Raw genomic sequence first — 17,671 nt, 5'->3', positions numbered from 1 at the left:
CTTGAAAGTTAAAAAAATCTAGATTGTCTTTCTAGAAAGTAAGAGGTATACAATGCTTATCGATCAAGAACGCATGGGTATGATTATGCGGGCGAAAACTCATCCCCGCCAGCTAGGAATTCCCCTGTCTCGTTGGGGCAGGAACCTTATCGCCTGTTGCCCCTTCCATTCTCCGGAAGAGACATCCCTGTTCTTTTACGATGCCTTGGGTTATTGGCGTTATCGTTGCCTGCAATGCGGTAGCGAAGGAGACCTTGTTGAATTTGTAATGCGCAGCCGCTTTAACGGTTTGGATGAGCAGGCCGCCAGAACTGAAGCGCTAGACTTTTTAGGTACGTTGGAACAGGAACACGAAACCCAGCCTGATGAACACCCATGGATCAAGGAAATCGGTGGCGAGAAATCCAAGGTTCTGGAAAATTTCGTTCGATACTGTCACTGGGCCGCTTGCAAGAGTCCCTCTTCTGCAGAATTTTTAGCTTCCCGCGGCTGGAGTATCGGACAGGCCCAGCTCTATGGTATCGGTTACTATAGTGGCGACCCGGAACCGTTCATCAGCTACTGTATGCTCTCCGGTATCGAAAGACACCAGATTAGTTTCTACCTGGACAATCTGGAAGCCTACCACGAACCCCGCATCACGATCCCGGCCCGCAACTCCAAGGGTCTGATCCATTCTGTTTATGGCCGTTTGATTGATGATGCAGAGGCTACTCACCCGTATGTGTCCTACGCCTCGGGTCCCAGCGACATTCCTTTCAACATCCAGTCGGAAATTTCTAAGCCCGTCATTGTCGAAGGATTCTTTGACGCGCTGACTGCAGACTTGGCCGGCATTCCGGGCGTCGTGTCCACCATGTACCAGGAACTGAGCCTAAGCCACCTCTATAAGTTGAAGGCTTGTGGTGCGGATGCCGTTACGGTTATCCTCCGTCGTGAGCAAGACCGTCGCGAACAGGAATTCCGAATTCAAAAGTATCTGAAGATGGCCGAAGAACTGAATTTGAAGTTCAAGTCCATCGTCCTTCCTGCAGGCGAAACTGTAGACCAGGTGGTACGCAAGAACGGTGCCGACCAGCTCATCTCTCTTGTGGACCAGACTGAAGAAGATACGGTCCATACCCACCGTCGTTCCATGCTCCTGCAGGACATCAAGGAAAACTTTGATACTGCCATGGGTTGCCCGCCGGAAGTCTCCGTCGGCTACACGCTGAATACCTTCCCCAAGCTGACGAGAGAAATCGACGGTATCCAGTCCGGTTGCTTCTACGTTTCTTCTAAGCCCTTCGGTTTGAAGACCACCCTGCTTTCCAGCATCGGTCTAGACCTGCTCCAGAGCAACCCCAACTTGAAGTTGATTTATATCGCCCTGGAAACGCCCCGCCGCCAGATTTTTGACCGCATGGAGGCCATGATGATTGGCGAATCAGTCCTTACCGTTCGTAAGCAAAACGAAGACGAAGCTATTAACCAGAAGATTCTGGAAGCCACACGAGACTTGATGGGATTCGTCCGCAACAACCGTCTGGAAATCTGGGAAGACCAGCCTACCCTCGACAACATCGAGTTGGCAGACATCCTTAAGGACGAAGTAAAGGAACACCCGAACCTGGTAGTCATCATCGACGGCATCGATCACCTGAAGGTTTCTACCCATATGGACCTGTCGGATATTTACCAGAGACGTTCCTCCGTCATTCTGGACCTGTACAAGACATTGGACATTCCCATGTTCCTTGGCGGCGAGCTGATTGATTCCGATGGCGAACTGGTTGGCCCTCGCGCATACCTCCGCGATTCCGATGCGACCTACTGGCTGGAAGAGAAGGGTGCAGACATGGTACTGAGTGTGGATTCCAAGCGTCTCGGAAACAACAAGCTATATCAGGGCAACCTGCACATAGACCCTCTTTCTAACCGTATGGAAGAGGAACCGTGTTTACTGTAGTCGACTTCAACAACTTTTGGAGTCCCTCGGGAGGCGGCGTTCGTCGTTACCATCTGCAGAAGATGGAATTCTACAAGCAGCAGAAAGATGTTCTTCTGGTGTTTGTGATGCCCGATGGGAAAACGTATACAGAACAGGTTAGCGACAGTCTGATTATCGAACATGTGGAAGCCTATAGATTCCCAGGCAACTGGGAATACCGCTTCATGTGGAGACAGAGCCAGATTCAGCCCGTACTCAAGAAGTACATGCCCCAGGTCATCGAAGTTGGCAGCCCCTACATACTGCCCACCGTCGTTCGCCACGCCGCAAAAAAGATTTGCCCCAAGGCAGCCCTTCTCAGTTTCTGGCACGCGGACTTCCCCGTTACCTATGTGGGCCGCCCCGTCGCAAATAAACTGGGCAAGGCTTTAGGTTCCGTTGCAGAAAAGATTGCCTTCTGGTACGCCCGCCGCGAATTCACACGCTTTGACGCAGTAGAAGTTTCTTGCAAGGAAGTAATGGAACGACTGGAACGAAACCATCTGCCGCACCCCTATTGGGTTCCTCTTGGTTGCGACATCCGGATGTTCTCTCCCGAGAAGCATGACGCTACGTTAGCTGCCGATTTTAAAGGCGGCAATTCCGATCGTCTGACCATATTCTTCCCACACCGTTTTTGCGAAGAAAAGGGAATCGAACTTTTACTTGGTGCCTATGACGAATTGACCGCAGAACTTGGTGTGGAACCGGAATTGATCCTCGCAGGAACAGGGCCCTACTTGCCGCAGGTGCAGGAAGCTGTCAAGACCCACCCCCATATCCGTTACGTGGGATTTATCAAGTCTATCGACGAAATGGCCCGCCATTATGCAAGCGTTGATTTAGGCCTAGCCCTTTCTGGCTGGGAAACCTTCGGTCTCTCGATTCTTGAAAGTATGGCCAGCGGGAACGCCCAGATTGGAGCCGCTACAGGAGCCGCTTGCGAGCACGTAAAGGAATCCGGAGCGGGAATCATTCTTGAAGAAAGAACGCCTCACGCGCTGGCCCAGGCGATTATCAAACTTTACAAGTCTGACCTGACAGACAAGAAACTCAAGGCCCGTCAGTACGCAGAAAAATTCAGCTGGAACGATTGCTTTAAACGTCAGCTGGACCTGTATAAAGAAATTTCAACAAATAAGAACAACTAAAAAAAGGAAATAACATGATCAGACATATCGTTTGGTGGAAGTTGAAGGCCGAAGCTGAAGGTGCAACCGCTAAGGAAAACGGCGAAAAGCTTGTTGCCGCCTTCCACGCCCTTGAAGGTAAGATTCCCGGTCTCGTCAGCATCGAATCCGGTTTGAACTTCAACAAGAGCGAACTGGGCAACGGCGACATTGAATACGATATCGCACTGGATACCACCTTCCGCACCAAGGAAGCTCTGGACTTCTACCAGGGTCATCCGGATCACCAGGCTATCGTAGGCTTTGTGAAGAAGGTTGTTGTAGAACGCCGCGCTGTCGATTTCGAATATTAATTCATAAAAAATGGCAATTATCATTTCTTTACTGAATAAGATAAAGAGCCATATCCAGAGTCACAGGAATCTCGTATTCCTGTCTCTGGCTTTTTGGGTGGCTCACATCATTCTACGCGTTTTACTTCTGTTTAGAAGTAACCCCTACGGATTCCCTTTTGTTAGCAAGCCTGACTGGTACATTTTCCATGCCGTTTGTCTGGACTTTATCTGGATTTCCAAAGCCCTTGTCATATTCCTTGTTATTGCAGGAATCCTAAAGGCGATCAAGCCTCAAAAGAATTTTTCAAACGTTCTGCTAGTTATCTACGCAGTTTTACAGTACCTGCTTTTTGACCTGACATTATTTGATAACGAAGTTCAACGATTCCTTGGATGCCACCTGACTTTCGGCATCGCAAATACCTACAAGGACACATCTTCGCTGGTCATGCTCTGGGACTATGTCGCCAACGACTATTCCATTCCCTTTTTGCAATTCATTCTCCCCTTCGCCATCATCCCATTCATTTTTGTCATCTACAAAATACTAGGCCGTAAGGCAGAACAAAAGGTAAAGGGCATTTCCATCGGAATGGTGATATTCTTTATTATGTCCTCCCTGTTCATCAATGTCATATGGACAGGAAACGCCCGCATGACAAAACTTCGCCCCGTTGCAACCTTAATTTATAACGAAATCGTTTCGGACCATCATCAAGGTTTGACGTACAATGACATCAAGGCCTACAGCAGGTTCTATCAAAATTTATGGACACAGGTAGAAGGCGATTCCCTCTGGAATTTCACAAATGACGAAAAGGGCAATCCCCTTTACCGCACCCCTTCTAACGAACTTCTACAAAGTGAAAAGTTGCAATCCCAGCGAGCCCAAAAGCCAAACTTCATCTTGGTCTTTATGGAATCTCACCGTGGTTGGAATACCGGTTTCCTGAACCAGGGAAAAACATCCCCTACCCCCTATTACGATTCCCTGGCACAGCACTCCCGCATTTGGGAAAGAATGCACACTAGCGGGCTTCCCACGACAGGTGGCGTACTGACAACCCACATCGGCATTCCCCACCATTCAACGCTAGCACAGGCAACAGATCTGGCACACATCACCTTGCCTAGCTTCGCCTCGACCCTGACGGATTCCGGATACGCAACCCATTATTTCTCGGCAGCCGACCCGGCCTGGGATAATCTGGGCGTATGGATGTCTAAGTGGTACACAGCACAGCATTACGACAGAAACCGCGAAGACGACTCCACCTTCTTTGATCACGCCACGGAATACGTTCTGGACACACTTTCAAAACAAGGGAAGCCCTTCCTGGCCACATTGATGACTCGATCCAACCACTACCCCTTCAATTTTGCAGCGGGTATGACGGATGAACAAAAGCAGCTGCCTCTAACCGAGCGCATCAACGTCACCATGAACTACGCCGACCGTCAGCTGTCCCATTTTATGCGTGCCGTAGAAAAGCAACCCTGGTTCGAAAACACCTATGTCATCATCATGGCAGACCATGGATTCCCCCTAGGCGAAAACGGAGTTTCTACAATGAATGGCGGAGCCTATTCTAACGCCACCTGGATTCCGTTCCTCATTTACGGCAAGGGCATCGAACCGGCAAGAGACACGGCAACGACAGCACAAATGGATATTGCCCCCACCATTCTTGAATTGGCAGGTATTGCAACGCCAAATATTTTCATGGGACACAACTTGCTTCGCGGTTACGGCGACGGACTTTCTCTTGGAGCCTACGCAGGAGTCGCTGCAGTCGGTTACGAAAATCGCAGACTTATCGAAAAACTGCCCCTGGGCACCGGTGACGTACAGGGCCTTTTTGCAGAAGGCGATACCCATCAAGAAAAGAACCTGGCCGATTCCGAAGCGCAGACGACTTCGAAACTGAAAGCCATGCTGGACTCCCTGATTACAATTTCTGACTACTCTCTGGAACATGGAATTTAACTTGAAAAAACTGAATCCCTTTGTCATTATAACAGCCATAGCTCTTGTAATCCAGAGCTACATGCTGGTACTTTTCTATAGCCTACCCGACCCGCTGGGACTCTCCCTTTCGGAAATGTTTTCGGGTCGCACCATTTGGCAGATCTGCATGGCATTTGGCGCCGTTCTCGTAATGTCATCCATTTTCACCTTCCTGAAGAAACCCCGGGCAATGGTGATCTTTTACGTGTTCTATTTCTTCATAGCCATTGCCGACTACGAGGTTTTCAGATTTTCACACCAGCGACTTTCCTATTCCTTTATACGTACTTATTTTCACCTGTCCAACATCGTTGACGAAACTACAATCACAACCTTGGGTGGCGACCTAAAAGGAACCATCCTGTGGGTAGGTCTGTTATTATTGATTGTGCTGGGCGGTACCGCATACTGTATATACGAAACATTAAAAAGAAAGAAATCCAAGAAGCAGGGAACGCTAGTCGAATACAGTTTTACAAAAAAACTTCCTATCAGTTTCCTTACATCAGGTCTGATTCTTTCGATTATACCGCTCATCTTGTTCCTGACTGGGGCTCGCGGCGAATACACGATTCCCGTCATCAATACAAAGGTGGACATCCGCTTTACCTTAGGCAAGCATACATTAACAGCACCAATCCTTCACATTGCCGCCGTGGAAACCTTTGAATTCGTCCGCGACAACTACAGCATTACAGACGAACTCATCGATAACCTGGACTCCTTTTTGCCGGCAGATTTCTGCAAGTCACGTCAAGATGCAGAATTCCCCGGCTATAGAAAGACGCCAGCCCACGCCTACAAGGCCCAGCACCCCTACAACATCGTTTTCATATTCGGCGAATCCTTCAAGGGCCGCATCATCAACCAGATGTTAGAAGGGGATACAACACTCGCCCCAAGCCTCTGGGATCTCGCCAATCGCGGTAGTTTCTGGTTCAAGAACGCCTTTAGCGGCGGCTACCCAACCGTTCGCGGAACTATGGCAACCTATCTGGGATTCCCCTCCCACCCCAACCGCGACTTGCCCAGTTTCTACGCTTCAAACCATTTTACCGGATTCCCGGAACTGCTGGAAAACTACACCCGATACTACGTCACCGTATCGAACCCTGTTTTTGACCACACGCTACCCTTTGTAGAAAAATTCTTCGGCGACAACTGGAGACTCCCCGAAGACACGAAAATTCCAGGAACAACAGACAGCCTCGGCGTAGACAAGGCCATTGAAGTTCTAGACAGCCTTCCTACAGATTCCCGTTGGCTGCTGACATTCAATACCATCGCCACCCACATCCCCTTCTTTGGCTACCCGGATGAATTCGCCCCGAAGCCTGACGATGCCATGGAGCGTTACCGCAACGCCTTGCGATACACCGACCAGCAATTGGGACGTTTCTTTGAAAAGCTTGCAACTCGTGAGGATTACGAAAACACCGTCGTAATCATTCTTGGTGACCACGACACACCGGTGGACTCCATTGACTACGCTGTTCCCCAGCCTCTGGGCGTTGCCACCACGCGAATTTTCATGGGAATTTTCTCTGCCGACACAAACTTAGTACAGGGTCTGAACGTTCGCGAAGACGTAGCCTCGCAACATGACGTAGGCCCCACCATTATGGACTTGGCCCAAGTTCGCAAGCCCAACCACTACTGGGGTTACGATTTGCTGGCCCAGGAACGCCCCGCAAATCAACCGTCTATGTTCTTCTCCCAGAACTCCTACTATCTGGGATTCCGGGACCATGTGATTATGGGCGGCCTAGATAACGAAGAAGTTTATCGCGGCGAAAAGGAACACTTTGCACAAACCACCGACAAAAACGATTTGGCCTGGAAAACAAAAGCTGTGGGAGCCAGCAAGGTTTTACGTTCTCTGCTGCGCAACGATACGATGCAGCCCAAGGAATAAAGCATACAGAAAATAAAACGTAAAGGGAGCGCCCTAGGGCGCTCCTTTTTTATGTTCTTTTTTACCGTATGCGGTTTACGTTTCTGACTTCAAAATCCAGGAAACAGCCTTTTGCAAATCATCTTTCTGACGTTTGCTCACCTCGGCATAACGCTTCAGGGCACGCTCCGCATAAAGGCCGTAAATGGATCCGTCCAAAAGTTGGATCATGCGGTTTTTCATTTCGCTCACAGAATAAGGATCGAAATAGAGAGCCGCATTGTCGCAAATTTCGGGAATGGACGTAGAACCGCTGGCTGCCACAGGCACGCCGTAACGCATAGACTGCATGGGAGGATAGCCAAAGCCTTCGTTCAAACTGGGGAATATAAAGGCGTAGGCATTCTTGTGTAAAAATTCCAGTTCCTTGGATTCCACGTAACCCAGGAGAACCAGGCGATCCTTGTGCCTGACATTTTTCAGATAGACTTTAGGATTGGTCGCTCCAGTAATGACAAGCTTGAAATCAAAAGCTTCCCCTTGCGATTCCATCATGGAAACCAGCTGGTCGAAAGCCTTTACGGAACGCAAGTTATTCTTTTCCCAGCGGGCACCACTAGTAAGCAAGAAATACTTCTTGGGCAAAACATTCGGCGGCAGGAATCCTTCCGGTTCGTATTCGGTCATGGGGCTGTAGAATACGGGAATTTCCTTATGGAGCAGTTCCGGGAAGAAGGACTTGATAGACGCACGACTGTGTTCGCTGACGGTTATGGTATCGACACCGCCTTCGGCAATGCATTTAGCTAGGGCCTGATATTTAGGCTTATAGTAGTACTTTTTCCACCATTCACGGTAGCGGAAAAGGGCCTCTACCTTCTGGGACAACTTCTTGGCAAAGGCGACACCCTGACATTCGTAAGGCATTTCCAATGCACGAACGCCGTGCCAGGTAAACACAAAACGTTTAACATTCACCTGCCACTTCGGACTCAGAGAATAGAGCGGAGTGTAAAAATCAGTAATGTTATTTTCGTCGATAATCTGCTGAGGAGAGCTGACGCTCAGATCATAAAGCGGAACGCCATTAGATTCGCAGGCGGCAAGGATATCGGGAGACAGGTATTTACGGCTGTCATAAATACAGCTGAATTTTGCACCTCGATTCACCATGGCCCAGAAAATCACTTCGCCATAGGAGCCCCCGCCATGAAACTTGGCGCTGTGAATGGGCTGAACCGCTTCCAGATTGAAAAGCAGACTCATAGGATCTTACCAATCAAGGAAAGCAACGGCAAGACAAAAGGCATCTTCTTGTACACAAAACCCAAAGACTTGGCAAATGCGTAGGAACGGATAATATCGGCACCCAATTTACCGGCATGCTTTGTCTGATAGAGGAAAGCATCCTTGGCATGGGCAATGACGTCATCGTAATATTCGTTGATGGTAATGCTCTTGTCGGCATTGACCTTCACGGGAATATTCTTCAGGTCGGTGTAGAAGTTCTTGCGCAGGATCTTGGGCAGGAACAGGTCCATGCTATCGGGAACCTTACGGCCACAGGTGTTGATAATGCGAGATCCGAAAAAGTGGAACACCTTTCCTGTGGGAATGTAATCGCGGGCATAAGCCATCTGGCAGTTCCATTCACCCGGCATTTTCTTGGTGACATAATTGAACTTGAAGTTGGCTTCGGCCAGAGAGGCCATGTCATAGGGGAAGTTCTTGGTCAGGCAATACAGCCACAGTTCATGCCACTTTTCAAAGAAGGCTCGAGCCTCGGGCGTATCGCTGGCAAACATGACGCCACCGTTGAAAATCTCATCGTTCAGAATCGGAGAGAATCCCAGCATCTTGGCATTGTTCAGAATCTTCTTGCGATTAATGGCCTTATGCAAATTGGTGTGGAAGTCAAGCACCGCATAAATTCCGCCGCGCCATTCATCAGGAATGGAAAGGTCGCCCACAATGGCGATGTCAGAATCCATATAGAGGAAATCGCCATCCACCACGTTACGCATCACCGTCTTCAGATAACGGGAACGCATCATGGGAGTAAATTTTTCATCGATTTCCAGAGCCACCAGTTCGTCTACAGCCTCTTTCAGGGCGGCTCGGGGGCCAACGAGAGTCGCTGCAGTTCTGTCGTCAGTCAGAAGCGTAACAAATGCTCCCGGGTTGTGAACACGCAAAGATGCAATGGCCACCAAAGTCTGTTCGCAGAAGAAATCCTTCTCGGAACTGGTCAAAACAAAAAGATACTTTGTCATAGACTTAATACTTGATCAGGCTCTTAGATTCGTAATCATTCAGGGTTTCTTCGAGAGACTTATTCTTTTTACCGATCTTGCAAATAATAATCGGCAAACGTCTAAAGAATCGCACGATACGATGAGTGAAAGGTCTCCAGCTACCACTGGTTACATGAATCGCATACGGTTTAAAATTCGTTTCATCGCAGCTGGGCAAGAAGACCTTGCTGGGCAAAATCATCATGTTATTTTCAAGCTGCTGCAACTTATCCTTGTACACAAAACCGAAATCCTGCGCCGTATGGGCATACACATAAGGTGCAATATTTTCGATGTTCAGCTTTCCGTTAGGCAAGATGAACTTTTCTCGTTCATAGTAAGCCATGGCCTTCTTCAAGAAGGGATGATTGGCCTCGGCACCAAAAATGGCAGCCTGCAAGGCAAGTCCCGGAAGGGGAATCTTGTTGGGATCCTTTTTCGTGCCATCTTCGTTCAGCATCTTCCAAGACTTATTTCTCTTAAAATGAGACGTAAATTCAATATTGGTAAAGTAGCCGTTACTTAAAAATTCATCAAAGCTCTGGTAGACAAAAACGTCACTATCCAGATACACGCCACCTTCTGTATAAACCGCATAAAGTCGAATGTAGTCACTTGCGAAAGCCCACTTAGACATGCTAACCGCTTCGCGAACAAAAGGAACCGTATCAATAATCTTTTGGCAACGAGCCATATCCCAATGGATGATTTCATAATCGGGACAACGGCGCTTCCAGCTATCAAGGCAAAGTTTTGCAAGAGGAGGCAGCGGATCGTTAGAAAGCCAAATGTAATGTATCTTTTTCGGAATCATATCAACAATATACCTAATTCACGAGGTGGACTAAGATTTCTTTTTCTTACGAGACCCCATTTCGCCAGCAAGACCCTGTTTAAAGAAGGTCAACACAATCAAAAGAATGATGCCTACATAAATGGCGGCCTTTATCCAAAGGGAAGGAGCCCAGACCGTATTCAAGACAACGTAAGAAATAATCAGGAGCAGGATCCAGGCAATCTGAATCAACAGGTTCAGCCTAAAGGGCCAATATCCCATTTTGCGCAGGTACAGACACATCCAGACATTCTGCAGAATTTGATAGGCCATAGAAGAAATGGCGGCGCCAGCAATGCCAAAAATGGGAATACACATACGGTTCATGATCGTGGCAAACACCAGGGAAACCATATTCATGAAGAGCATAAAACGGCTCTTGCCCAAGGCGTTGATTACAGATCCGGTAAGGCCAAAGAAACCATTTATCAAGTTACCGATAATCAGGATGCCAAGTACGGCAACCGGGTTTTCGTCGGTCACAAAAGACTTTCCTGCAATCATCATGGTCTGCTCGGGGAACAGCACAATGAAAAAGCCAATGGTCAACTGGATCAAGGTCACCATGGAAACGCAATAGGAAAACACCGGCTTTAAGTCCGTGTCAAGGCGTTCCTTGGACATTCCCGCGACCACAGGTTGCAAAATAGGATCATAACTACTGCGAACTGTCTTGAGGCCGTTAGAAATGGTAACCATCACCGCATAGACACCGGCGGCTTCAGGTCCAATCAAGGCCAGCACCATCCACAAGTCCATGCGCAAAAGGAAGGAAGCGACAATTTCTGTAACACCCAGGGGAATAGAAAACTTCAGAAGTTCCGACGGAATCTTATCCTTGATAAACCAGCGGATCTGGGTAAACTGTCTATTGATCAGGAAGATGTAGGTTATAACGCCAAACAGGTTAGAAACAAAGAATCCCAAGGGCAGGGCCAGCTTATCCTGGAATCCGGTAAAATGCAAAGCCAGGGCAATAACAGGAGCGAGAGTCGTTACAGCAAACTCATTGATAAAAATCTTGTATTGCGGACGACGGTTCCCTTCGGATGAAGCAGCAAACAAAAGCAAGGACGTGTAGGGAATGATAGAAAGAACATAAAGCGAGATTTCTGCCGACGAAAGCATGGCCAGGCCCGTGGTAATCCGCTGCAGGTCAAAGGCGGCACCACCCCACATGACCACAGAAATCACCAAGGCGAAGAAAAGCGTACGCCACAAGGATTCAATAATACCCTCATGCTCCGGACGACCGCAAACCTTGTTTTGCGGAATGTATCGCAGCATACCTTTATCAAGGCCAATCACCGCAACACGACTAAGGCTCAAGATCAAAAGCTGAGTAGAAACATATATTCCGAATATTTCCTTACCAAAAACTCGTGCCACCACAATCGTGAGGACTGGAGCGGCAACCTTCAAGGCGGAACCGGCAAAGGTAAAAAGGGTACTTTTACGTAAAAATTTTTGATCAGTCTGTACAGAATTCATTTCGGAGGTACAAGATAGCTTTTTGAAGAGAAATTCCCAACGGAGCCAAAAAATTTACTACATTACGGGTCATGGTACAATTCAGTCAGACTTCGTGGCAAGAATACTCTCTCGCAAACCTGCTAGAGACACTTAGTTGCGCCCCTATGAAAGTGGCTGTAGGTACCACTCCCGTCATCTACTATACCCTTCCCGAGACTCTGGAAAAGGGTGATGTGGTCAAGTACACTATGATGGTGGGATTCAAGAAAATCACTTGGACCGGCCTCATCAGTGCCTTCAGCGACAACAAGTTAACGATTCGCCTGGGCAACGGTCCCTTCCGTGGTTTTACGGCAAAGCATGAGTTTGTCGCAGACGGAAGTCTGACCCGCTGTTTCGACAGTTTTGAATTCCAGGGTTTTATCGGCGGTCCCGAAGAAGTTTTTTCAAGTCTGATAAACAAGGCTAACCTTGTATATGCTGTTGCTAGCCGCAAGGAAGCCATCAGCATCAAGGCAGCCATCGTCGCCAAGAAGCAGACCCAGAGTTTCAGCGCACTAAATCAATCCTCTACCGCCGGTTAATACCGAAGATCGGGGTTCCCATGTACAAATCCCTTGAGCAGGCTCTGCTGGACTTAGAAAAGGCCGGCATGTTGAAGCGCATCCACCAGGAAGTGGACCCTAATCTAGAAATGGCAGAAATTGCCCGCCAGGTTTTTGAAAACAATGGTCCCGCCCTTCTTTTTGAGAAGGTCAAGGGAAGCCCTTTTAGAGCGGCCTGCAATATTTTCGGGACCCAGGAAAGATTGGACTTCCTATTCCGCAAAACCATAAAGGGAACCCAGACGGCAGTCCAGTTCAAATCTAACCCCGTCCAGTTCTTCAAGAACCCCAATCCGGTCAAATTGCTGAGAGCGGCCTGCACAGGCATTAATGCCCTCCCCCGCCGCAGCGGATCCATCAAGGATTTTGAAGAATGTACCCTGGCGGACCTTCCGCAAATCAAGAGCTGGCCTTTGGATGGCGGCGCCTTCATTACGTTACCGCAGGTAGCGACCCGCCCTAGCGAAAACGCAAGCGTCATGACCACCAATGTCGGCATGTACCGAATCCAGATTTCCGGAAACGAGTACGTTCCCAACGAAGAATGCGGCCTTCACTATCAAATCAAGCGCGACATCGCCAGACACCACCGGAAAGCCATTGAAGAAAATCGCCCCCTTAAAGTCAGCATCTTTATAGGCGGCACTCCGGCGCAAACTGTAGCCGCAGTCATGCCCATGCCCGAAAACCTTTCTGAACTGGTTTTTGCAGGGATGCTAGGAGGTAGACGTTTCCGGTATTTCATTCACGATGGTTACTTGATTTCTTCTGATGCCGACTTCTGCATTCTTGGCGAAATGGAACCGGAGCTGAAACCCGAGGGACCTTTCGGCGACCATATCGGATACTATTCCGACAAACATGATTTCCCCTGTCTTAAGGTAAAAAAAGTCCTTTGCAAGAAGAACGCCATCTACCCCTTTACCGTCGTAGGCAGGCCCCCCAAGGAAGACACTCTTTTCGGCAGCTTTATCCATCAGATAACAAAGCCTATGGTTCCCGCATCGATTCCGGGGCTTCACGCCATTCACGCTGTAGATGACGCCGGAGTTCATCCCCTTTGCCTAGCATTGGCCAGTGAACGATTCGTGCCCTACGCCAAGGAGCGGGAACCCATGGAGCTGCTGAAAACCGCCAACGCCATTTTAGGGTTCAACCAGGCAAGTCTCAGCAAATACCTTTTAATCGCCGCCAAGGAAGACAACGCCAACCTGAACGTCAACGATGTACCCGCCTTCTTTGCCCATGTGCTGGAGCGCCTGGATTTCAGCAGAGATCTGCATTTCCAGACCGCCACCACAATCGACACATTGGACTATACAGGAGGACGTTTAAACCACGGTTCCAAATTGATTATGGCTGCCGCCGGAGAAAAGCGTAGGAATCTTCGCCATGATATGCAGGACATAGAAATTCTGCAGTTACCAGATGCATTTACCAATTCACAAGGAAAGACGTCAAGAAATCTTATCAAGATGCCCATGGCAGGAGTTCTTATCATTCAAGCGCCTGCGTTTGACGAAAATGAAAGAGAAGCCATTTTCATGCAACTGGAATCCGCCCTGGACAAATGGGCGTTTAGAGAGAATTATCCCTGGATTTCAATTGTCGACCAGGTATCCGAAATCGACAACGAACGTCTGGATGGAAGCAAGCTACCCGACTTCTTGTGGTTAACGTTCACCCGTTCAGACCCGGCCCGTGATATATTCGGCCTACAAAGTTTCATACAAAATAAACATTGGGGTTGCCATGCGCCGATAATCGTAGACGCCCGAGTAAAACCTCATCACCAAAAAAGTCTGACGATTCCCAACGAAATAAAAAAACGTGCAGCTGAAATTCTTAAGCAGGAACTCTAACATGATTGCTAGATACATCGCAACACTTCTGTTTATTGCAATGGTGCTTTGTACATCTGCATATTCTCGTAGTGTCTGCGGAACAGAATTGATGATCAAAAATCGTCATGGTCAAAGCCTTGCAAAACCGTCTGTTCAATCAACATCAATTTCACTCTGCAACAGCGAAGACCTCTACGACAGCGTCTATACAAGAACGACAGACCACTTCCAGATTTTCTACACCCTTTCTGGCCCCCACAAAACAACAGCCGCCTTTGTAGATTACTTGGCGAGTTATGTGGAAGAAGCACGGAAATTTCACACCGAAAAAATGGGGATGCAACCCCCTCAAGGCATTTCAGAAACGCATCATTATCAGAAACCCGTAAAAGAGGGGCTCTATCCCGTTGAAATTTTGGACATTTCTCTTGTGAGAAATTCACATTCCGTTTTCGGGCAAATCTGTAATGAATGCTATGGAGCAACATATTCTCCCGAAGAAAATAACGAGAGCGAATTGATGATTGAAAACGATTTCCGTCATCAGCCTTCCCTCCAGGTTGCTTACGACACCATTTCAAAAGACAATCAAAGTTGCGTCTACCCCCGTCCCACCGTCGAGTTCGAAAACAAGGCTCACGGTTACTCCTATGCCGAACATTGGAAAGAAGGCATCCGGGTTACCGTCATTCATGAACTGTACCACGCCATACAACTCGGGTATCACCCTTTCACAAAGGAAACCTTTTGGTTCGAAGCATCAGCATCGGGAATCGAAGAAATCGCCAACCCCGATATCGATGATTACTTCAGCTACCTTTCCTCCATGTCAACCAAGGTAGGAACGCCACTTAACCAAATGGGCCAACCCTACGGCGCAGGCATTCTACTGATTTACCTCTATAATTTCGTCGACAAGAAAATTGACAAGGCCATATGGGAAAACTACAAGAAAAATCCCAACAAGCTTTTCCCCGAACAGTTCAAAGCGGTGATTGATCAAAAGAAACTTTCTGTAGATTCCTTGTTTCAGGACTTTGCGACAAGACTTTCTTTTGCAGGGAACCGCAGTACATTCATAGACTCCACGGAACTCATTTGCAAGGATGAACCCAGGTGGCCAGAATTCTCATACATCCAGTTAAAAACCAACGGCGACAACAAATCGGTAAAGCCCGCGATCAACGACCTAGCCTATAAATTTTACAGCAATGGCTCCCCCATTTTAGAAGATTTTCTGGGGCAGGTTTCTGCAGTCGCTTACCAGGGAAAGTCCGCTCAAATTGAGAATTTTAAGACAACCAACGATGCAGATCTATTCTACGCCCAAGCCTCGGCAAATTCAAGCATCGATTCTATCGCGTGGATCTTTAGCAATTTCAATAGTCAAGAGTACCTCCCCACCGTCCTCAAGGATTCTACCCTGCGAGCCTATCCTGTTCCCTGGCGAGAAGGTTATCTGTGCTTTACCCCGCTCCCCCACGACAAGCACTTCATAGAAATCCGCAATCGTCGCGGAAACCTGATTTCCCGAGAAAAATATGAAGGTTCAACACTCTGCCTCGAGGAATCCCGAGTGAGAGAGTTGATGGCTCCAGGAGTTTACCGCTTTAGAGTCGGAAACAGCGGGAAAACAAAGGATTTTATTATAATCTATTAATTAAAGCCAGCTAAAGATGCAGTCATCCTTTTCCAACTTGGGAAGGATAGACGAAGGCGCCAGCTTATCAGAATTCTTGAGCACAGCCTTGCAGGCTTCTGCAAACAGGGCATGCCCATTGTTGTAATGTTCATCAAGACGGCGGCGGGCATAGCCTTCCGCAGAATGATTGTGGATCATGAAAGCCCAGTCAGAAGACTGGAACAGCATCAGTTCACGTTCCATCTGCTTGATATAACGGTTCATCAATTTGCCGTTCTTCTTACCAAGGGCACCCATTCGTTCCTGAATAGATTTCAAATGCTGAATCATGGCGCGAAGACGATAGGACTGCGGATAATACTGATCCGTTTCGCCGTTAATCCATACGGAACCAAAGCCTCCTTCACCCCAGCTAGAAAAAGCCGGTTCATGAACTTCGGGATCTGCGGACGAAGTCATCACCTGATCAGCACCAGCAAACTCAATCACATTAGACGAGGCGGCACGTTCCAGCATCGCTTCAAGGAACAAGGGACCTTCAAACCACCAATGGCCAAAAAGTTCAGCATCGTAGGGGCAAAGCATGCAAGCCTTATTTCCTTCCATGTTCACCAGCAACTCAGAAATTGTGGTTTCGCGATTAACTACGAAAAGGTGGGCATGATCGCGAGCCAGACACATGGCATTCCAAGGCCTATAAAGCTCCTTGTTTTCGGAACCCGTAATTCGATTGTACTTAAAACCGGAATCAATGGGTGTTTCACCGGCAAAGAAATAATCCCCGAGATAATCCTTCGGACGTTCCTGAGCGATATCCTTAAAAAATTCGCGGTATTCAGGATGCCCCGGATAACCAGTTCGGCGACTCCACACTTCCATAGAGCTCTTCTGCTCGCGGCCCATACAATACAGGCCCTGAGTGGTTTTAAGCGGAGTAAAAACGCCATACTTAGGAGGCGGAGAAGCAAGCAGGGCACCGTGAGTTTCCAGGAAGAAATAGCGGATACCGTATTCAGCCAGGTACTTATCCAGTCCCGGGAAATAACCACATTCCGGAAGCCATACACCCTGCGGCTTACGGCCAAAGGCCCTTTCAAAACATCTAACAGAAACATCTAACTGTAGACGAATCGATTCAGGATCGCTCTGGTATGCCGGCAGGAACGGATGCGTTCCTACGCAGGTCAGCAAATTCAGTTTGCCCGCATTTTCCAGTTCAAGAAATTCACCCAGCAAGTTACGGTTAATACGGCGTTCCCACGTATCAATCAAAGTTTTCTGACGTTCCAGATAGAACTTCGACAACGATTCCTGGGGTTTACCTTCGTTAAGGCGAACTTCTTTCTGAATGAGTTCCAACTGCTTGTTGAGATGTTCCGAAAACTTATCTATGAGACGTTCATTGGAAAGCATCTCGATCAGCGGTGCCGAAACACTCAAGTTCAAAGTCCCGGGAACCCCCTTTTCCAGAAGACGACGCATAGCCTGAACCAATGGCAGATACGTTTCTGCCATGGCTTCAAAAAGCCAGTTTTCTTCAAAAAAACGATCGTATTCAGGATGATGCACGTAGGGCAAATGAGCGTGCATCAAGAAGAGGATTTTACCAGGAGCAGACATAGACAAGTACGAGTTATAAGTT

13 protein-coding genes are annotated in these 17,671 nt (G+C 48.1%); 8 read left to right on the top strand and 5 right to left on the bottom strand.

All coding sequences use genetic code 11. The annotated features are described in order from the left end of the window. Positions 1-52 precede the first annotated feature (52 nt). From MMG03_RS02735 to MMG03_RS02715, 5 genes are read left to right on the top strand one after another with little or no spacing between them, the layout of a single operon-like run. The gene (locus MMG03_RS02735) at positions 53-1,948 is read left to right on the top strand and encodes a CHC2 zinc finger domain-containing protein (protein ID WP_249505580.1); all 1,896 of its coding nucleotides are present in this window, start codon (positions 53-55) and stop codon (positions 1,946-1,948) included. Further along, complete coding sequence (locus tag MMG03_RS16030; protein WP_073156031.1) at positions 1,936-3,120, top strand: glycosyltransferase; 1,185 nt, start codon at positions 1,936-1,938, stop codon at positions 3,118-3,120. The genes MMG03_RS02735 and MMG03_RS16030 overlap by 13 nt, the downstream gene beginning before the upstream one ends. Before the next feature lie 14 nt (positions 3,121-3,134). Next, positions 3,135-3,452: a Dabb family protein gene (locus MMG03_RS02725; RefSeq protein WP_073156029.1), complete on the top strand. Its 318-nt coding sequence runs from the start codon at positions 3,135-3,137 to the stop codon at positions 3,450-3,452. Positions 3,453-3,462: 10 nt separating this feature from the next. Further along, on the top strand, positions 3,463-5,421 hold the full coding sequence (locus MMG03_RS02720) for an LTA synthase family protein (protein WP_249505579.1): 1,959 nt from the start codon (positions 3,463-3,465) through the stop codon (positions 5,419-5,421). Next, positions 5,411-7,357 carry an LTA synthase family protein gene (locus MMG03_RS02715; protein WP_249505578.1) on the top strand — a complete coding sequence of 649 codons (1,947 nt, stop codon included), beginning with the start codon at positions 5,411-5,413 and terminating at the stop codon, positions 7,355-7,357. The genes MMG03_RS02720 and MMG03_RS02715 overlap by 11 nt, the downstream gene beginning before the upstream one ends. A gap of 75 nt (positions 7,358-7,432) precedes the next feature. Here MMG03_RS02715 and MMG03_RS02710 read toward each other — a convergent pair whose 3' ends face one another. From MMG03_RS02710 to MMG03_RS02695, 4 genes are read right to left on the bottom strand one after another with little or no spacing between them, the layout of a single operon-like run. Beyond that, complete coding sequence (locus MMG03_RS02710) at positions 7,433-8,602, bottom strand: glycosyltransferase (RefSeq protein ID WP_073156025.1); 1,170 nt, start codon at positions 8,600-8,602, stop codon at positions 7,433-7,435. After that, the gene (locus tag MMG03_RS02705; protein WP_073234104.1) at positions 8,599-9,609 is read right to left on the bottom strand and encodes a hypothetical protein; all 1,011 of its coding nucleotides are present in this window, start codon (positions 9,607-9,609) and stop codon (positions 8,599-8,601) included. The genes MMG03_RS02710 and MMG03_RS02705 overlap by 4 nt, the downstream gene beginning before the upstream one ends. 4 nt (positions 9,610-9,613) lie before the next feature. Further along, positions 9,614-10,444, bottom strand: coding sequence for a glycosyltransferase family 32 protein (locus MMG03_RS02700; RefSeq protein ID WP_073156019.1), 831 nt, complete (start codon positions 10,442-10,444; stop codon positions 9,614-9,616). A gap of 30 nt (positions 10,445-10,474) precedes the next feature. Further along, a complete protein-coding gene (locus tag MMG03_RS02695; protein ID WP_073282969.1) occupies positions 10,475-11,956 on the bottom strand; it encodes a polysaccharide biosynthesis C-terminal domain-containing protein in 1,482 nt (493 codons plus the stop codon). A gap of 71 nt (positions 11,957-12,027) precedes the next feature. Between MMG03_RS02695 and MMG03_RS02690 the strand changes: the two genes are divergently transcribed. The 3 genes from MMG03_RS02690 to MMG03_RS02680 are packed head-to-tail and all read left to right on the top strand — an operon-like array spanning position 12,028 to position 16,047. Then, positions 12,028-12,522: a hypothetical protein gene (locus MMG03_RS02690; RefSeq protein WP_249505577.1), complete on the top strand. Its 495-nt coding sequence runs from the start codon at positions 12,028-12,030 to the stop codon at positions 12,520-12,522. Positions 12,523-12,542: 20 nt separating this feature from the next. After that, positions 12,543-14,405: a UbiD family decarboxylase gene (locus tag MMG03_RS02685; protein WP_249505576.1), complete on the top strand. Its 1,863-nt coding sequence runs from the start codon at positions 12,543-12,545 to the stop codon at positions 14,403-14,405. A 1-nt stretch (position 14,406) separates the two neighbouring features. Continuing rightward, entirely contained in the window at positions 14,407-16,047 is a 1,641-nt protein-coding gene (locus tag MMG03_RS02680) for a hypothetical protein (RefSeq protein WP_249505575.1), read from the top strand. Here the strand turns inward: MMG03_RS02680 and MMG03_RS02675 are convergent, their stop codons facing one another. Beyond that, entirely contained in the window at positions 16,048-17,649 is a 1,602-nt protein-coding gene (locus MMG03_RS02675; protein WP_249505574.1) for a glycoside hydrolase family 57 protein, read from the bottom strand. It lies immediately after the preceding gene. Between the last annotated feature and the right edge of the window lie 22 nt (positions 17,650-17,671).

This window comes from Fibrobacter sp. HC4, from assembly GCF_023373925.1.
Classification (GTDB): domain Bacteria; phylum Fibrobacterota; class Fibrobacteria; order Fibrobacterales; family Fibrobacteraceae; genus Fibrobacter.
The sequence above is the reverse complement of the archived record's forward strand: the minus strand, read 5'-3'. Positions and strand labels throughout refer to the sequence as shown.

Coding starts and splice junctions, on each gene's coding strand:
- MMG03_RS02735 (WP_249505580.1), top strand. CDS start 53: ATGCTTATCGATCAAGAACGCATGGGTATGATTATGCGGGCGAAAACT.
- MMG03_RS02725 (WP_073156029.1), top strand. CDS start 3,135: ATGATCAGACATATCGTTTGGTGGAAGTTGAAGGCCGAAGCTGAAGGT.
- MMG03_RS02720 (WP_249505579.1), top strand. CDS start 3,463: ATGGCAATTATCATTTCTTTACTGAATAAGATAAAGAGCCATATCCAG.
- MMG03_RS02715 (WP_249505578.1), top strand. CDS start 5,411: ATGGAATTTAACTTGAAAAAACTGAATCCCTTTGTCATTATAACAGCC.
- MMG03_RS02710 (WP_073156025.1), bottom strand. CDS start 8,602: ATGAGTCTGCTTTTCAATCTGGAAGCGGTTCAGCCCATTCACAGCGCC.
- MMG03_RS02705 (WP_073234104.1), bottom strand. CDS start 9,609: ATGACAAAGTATCTTTTTGTTTTGACCAGTTCCGAGAAGGATTTCTTC.
- MMG03_RS02700 (WP_073156019.1), bottom strand. CDS start 10,444: ATGATTCCGAAAAAGATACATTACATTTGGCTTTCTAACGATCCGCTG.
- MMG03_RS02695 (WP_073282969.1), bottom strand. CDS start 11,956: ATGAATTCTGTACAGACTGATCAAAAATTTTTACGTAAAAGTACCCTT.
- MMG03_RS02690 (WP_249505577.1), top strand. CDS start 12,028: ATGGTACAATTCAGTCAGACTTCGTGGCAAGAATACTCTCTCGCAAAC.
- MMG03_RS02685 (WP_249505576.1), top strand. CDS start 12,543: ATGTACAAATCCCTTGAGCAGGCTCTGCTGGACTTAGAAAAGGCCGGC.
- MMG03_RS02680 (WP_249505575.1), top strand. CDS start 14,407: ATGATTGCTAGATACATCGCAACACTTCTGTTTATTGCAATGGTGCTT.
- MMG03_RS02675 (WP_249505574.1), bottom strand. CDS start 17,649: ATGTCTGCTCCTGGTAAAATCCTCTTCTTGATGCACGCTCATTTGCCC.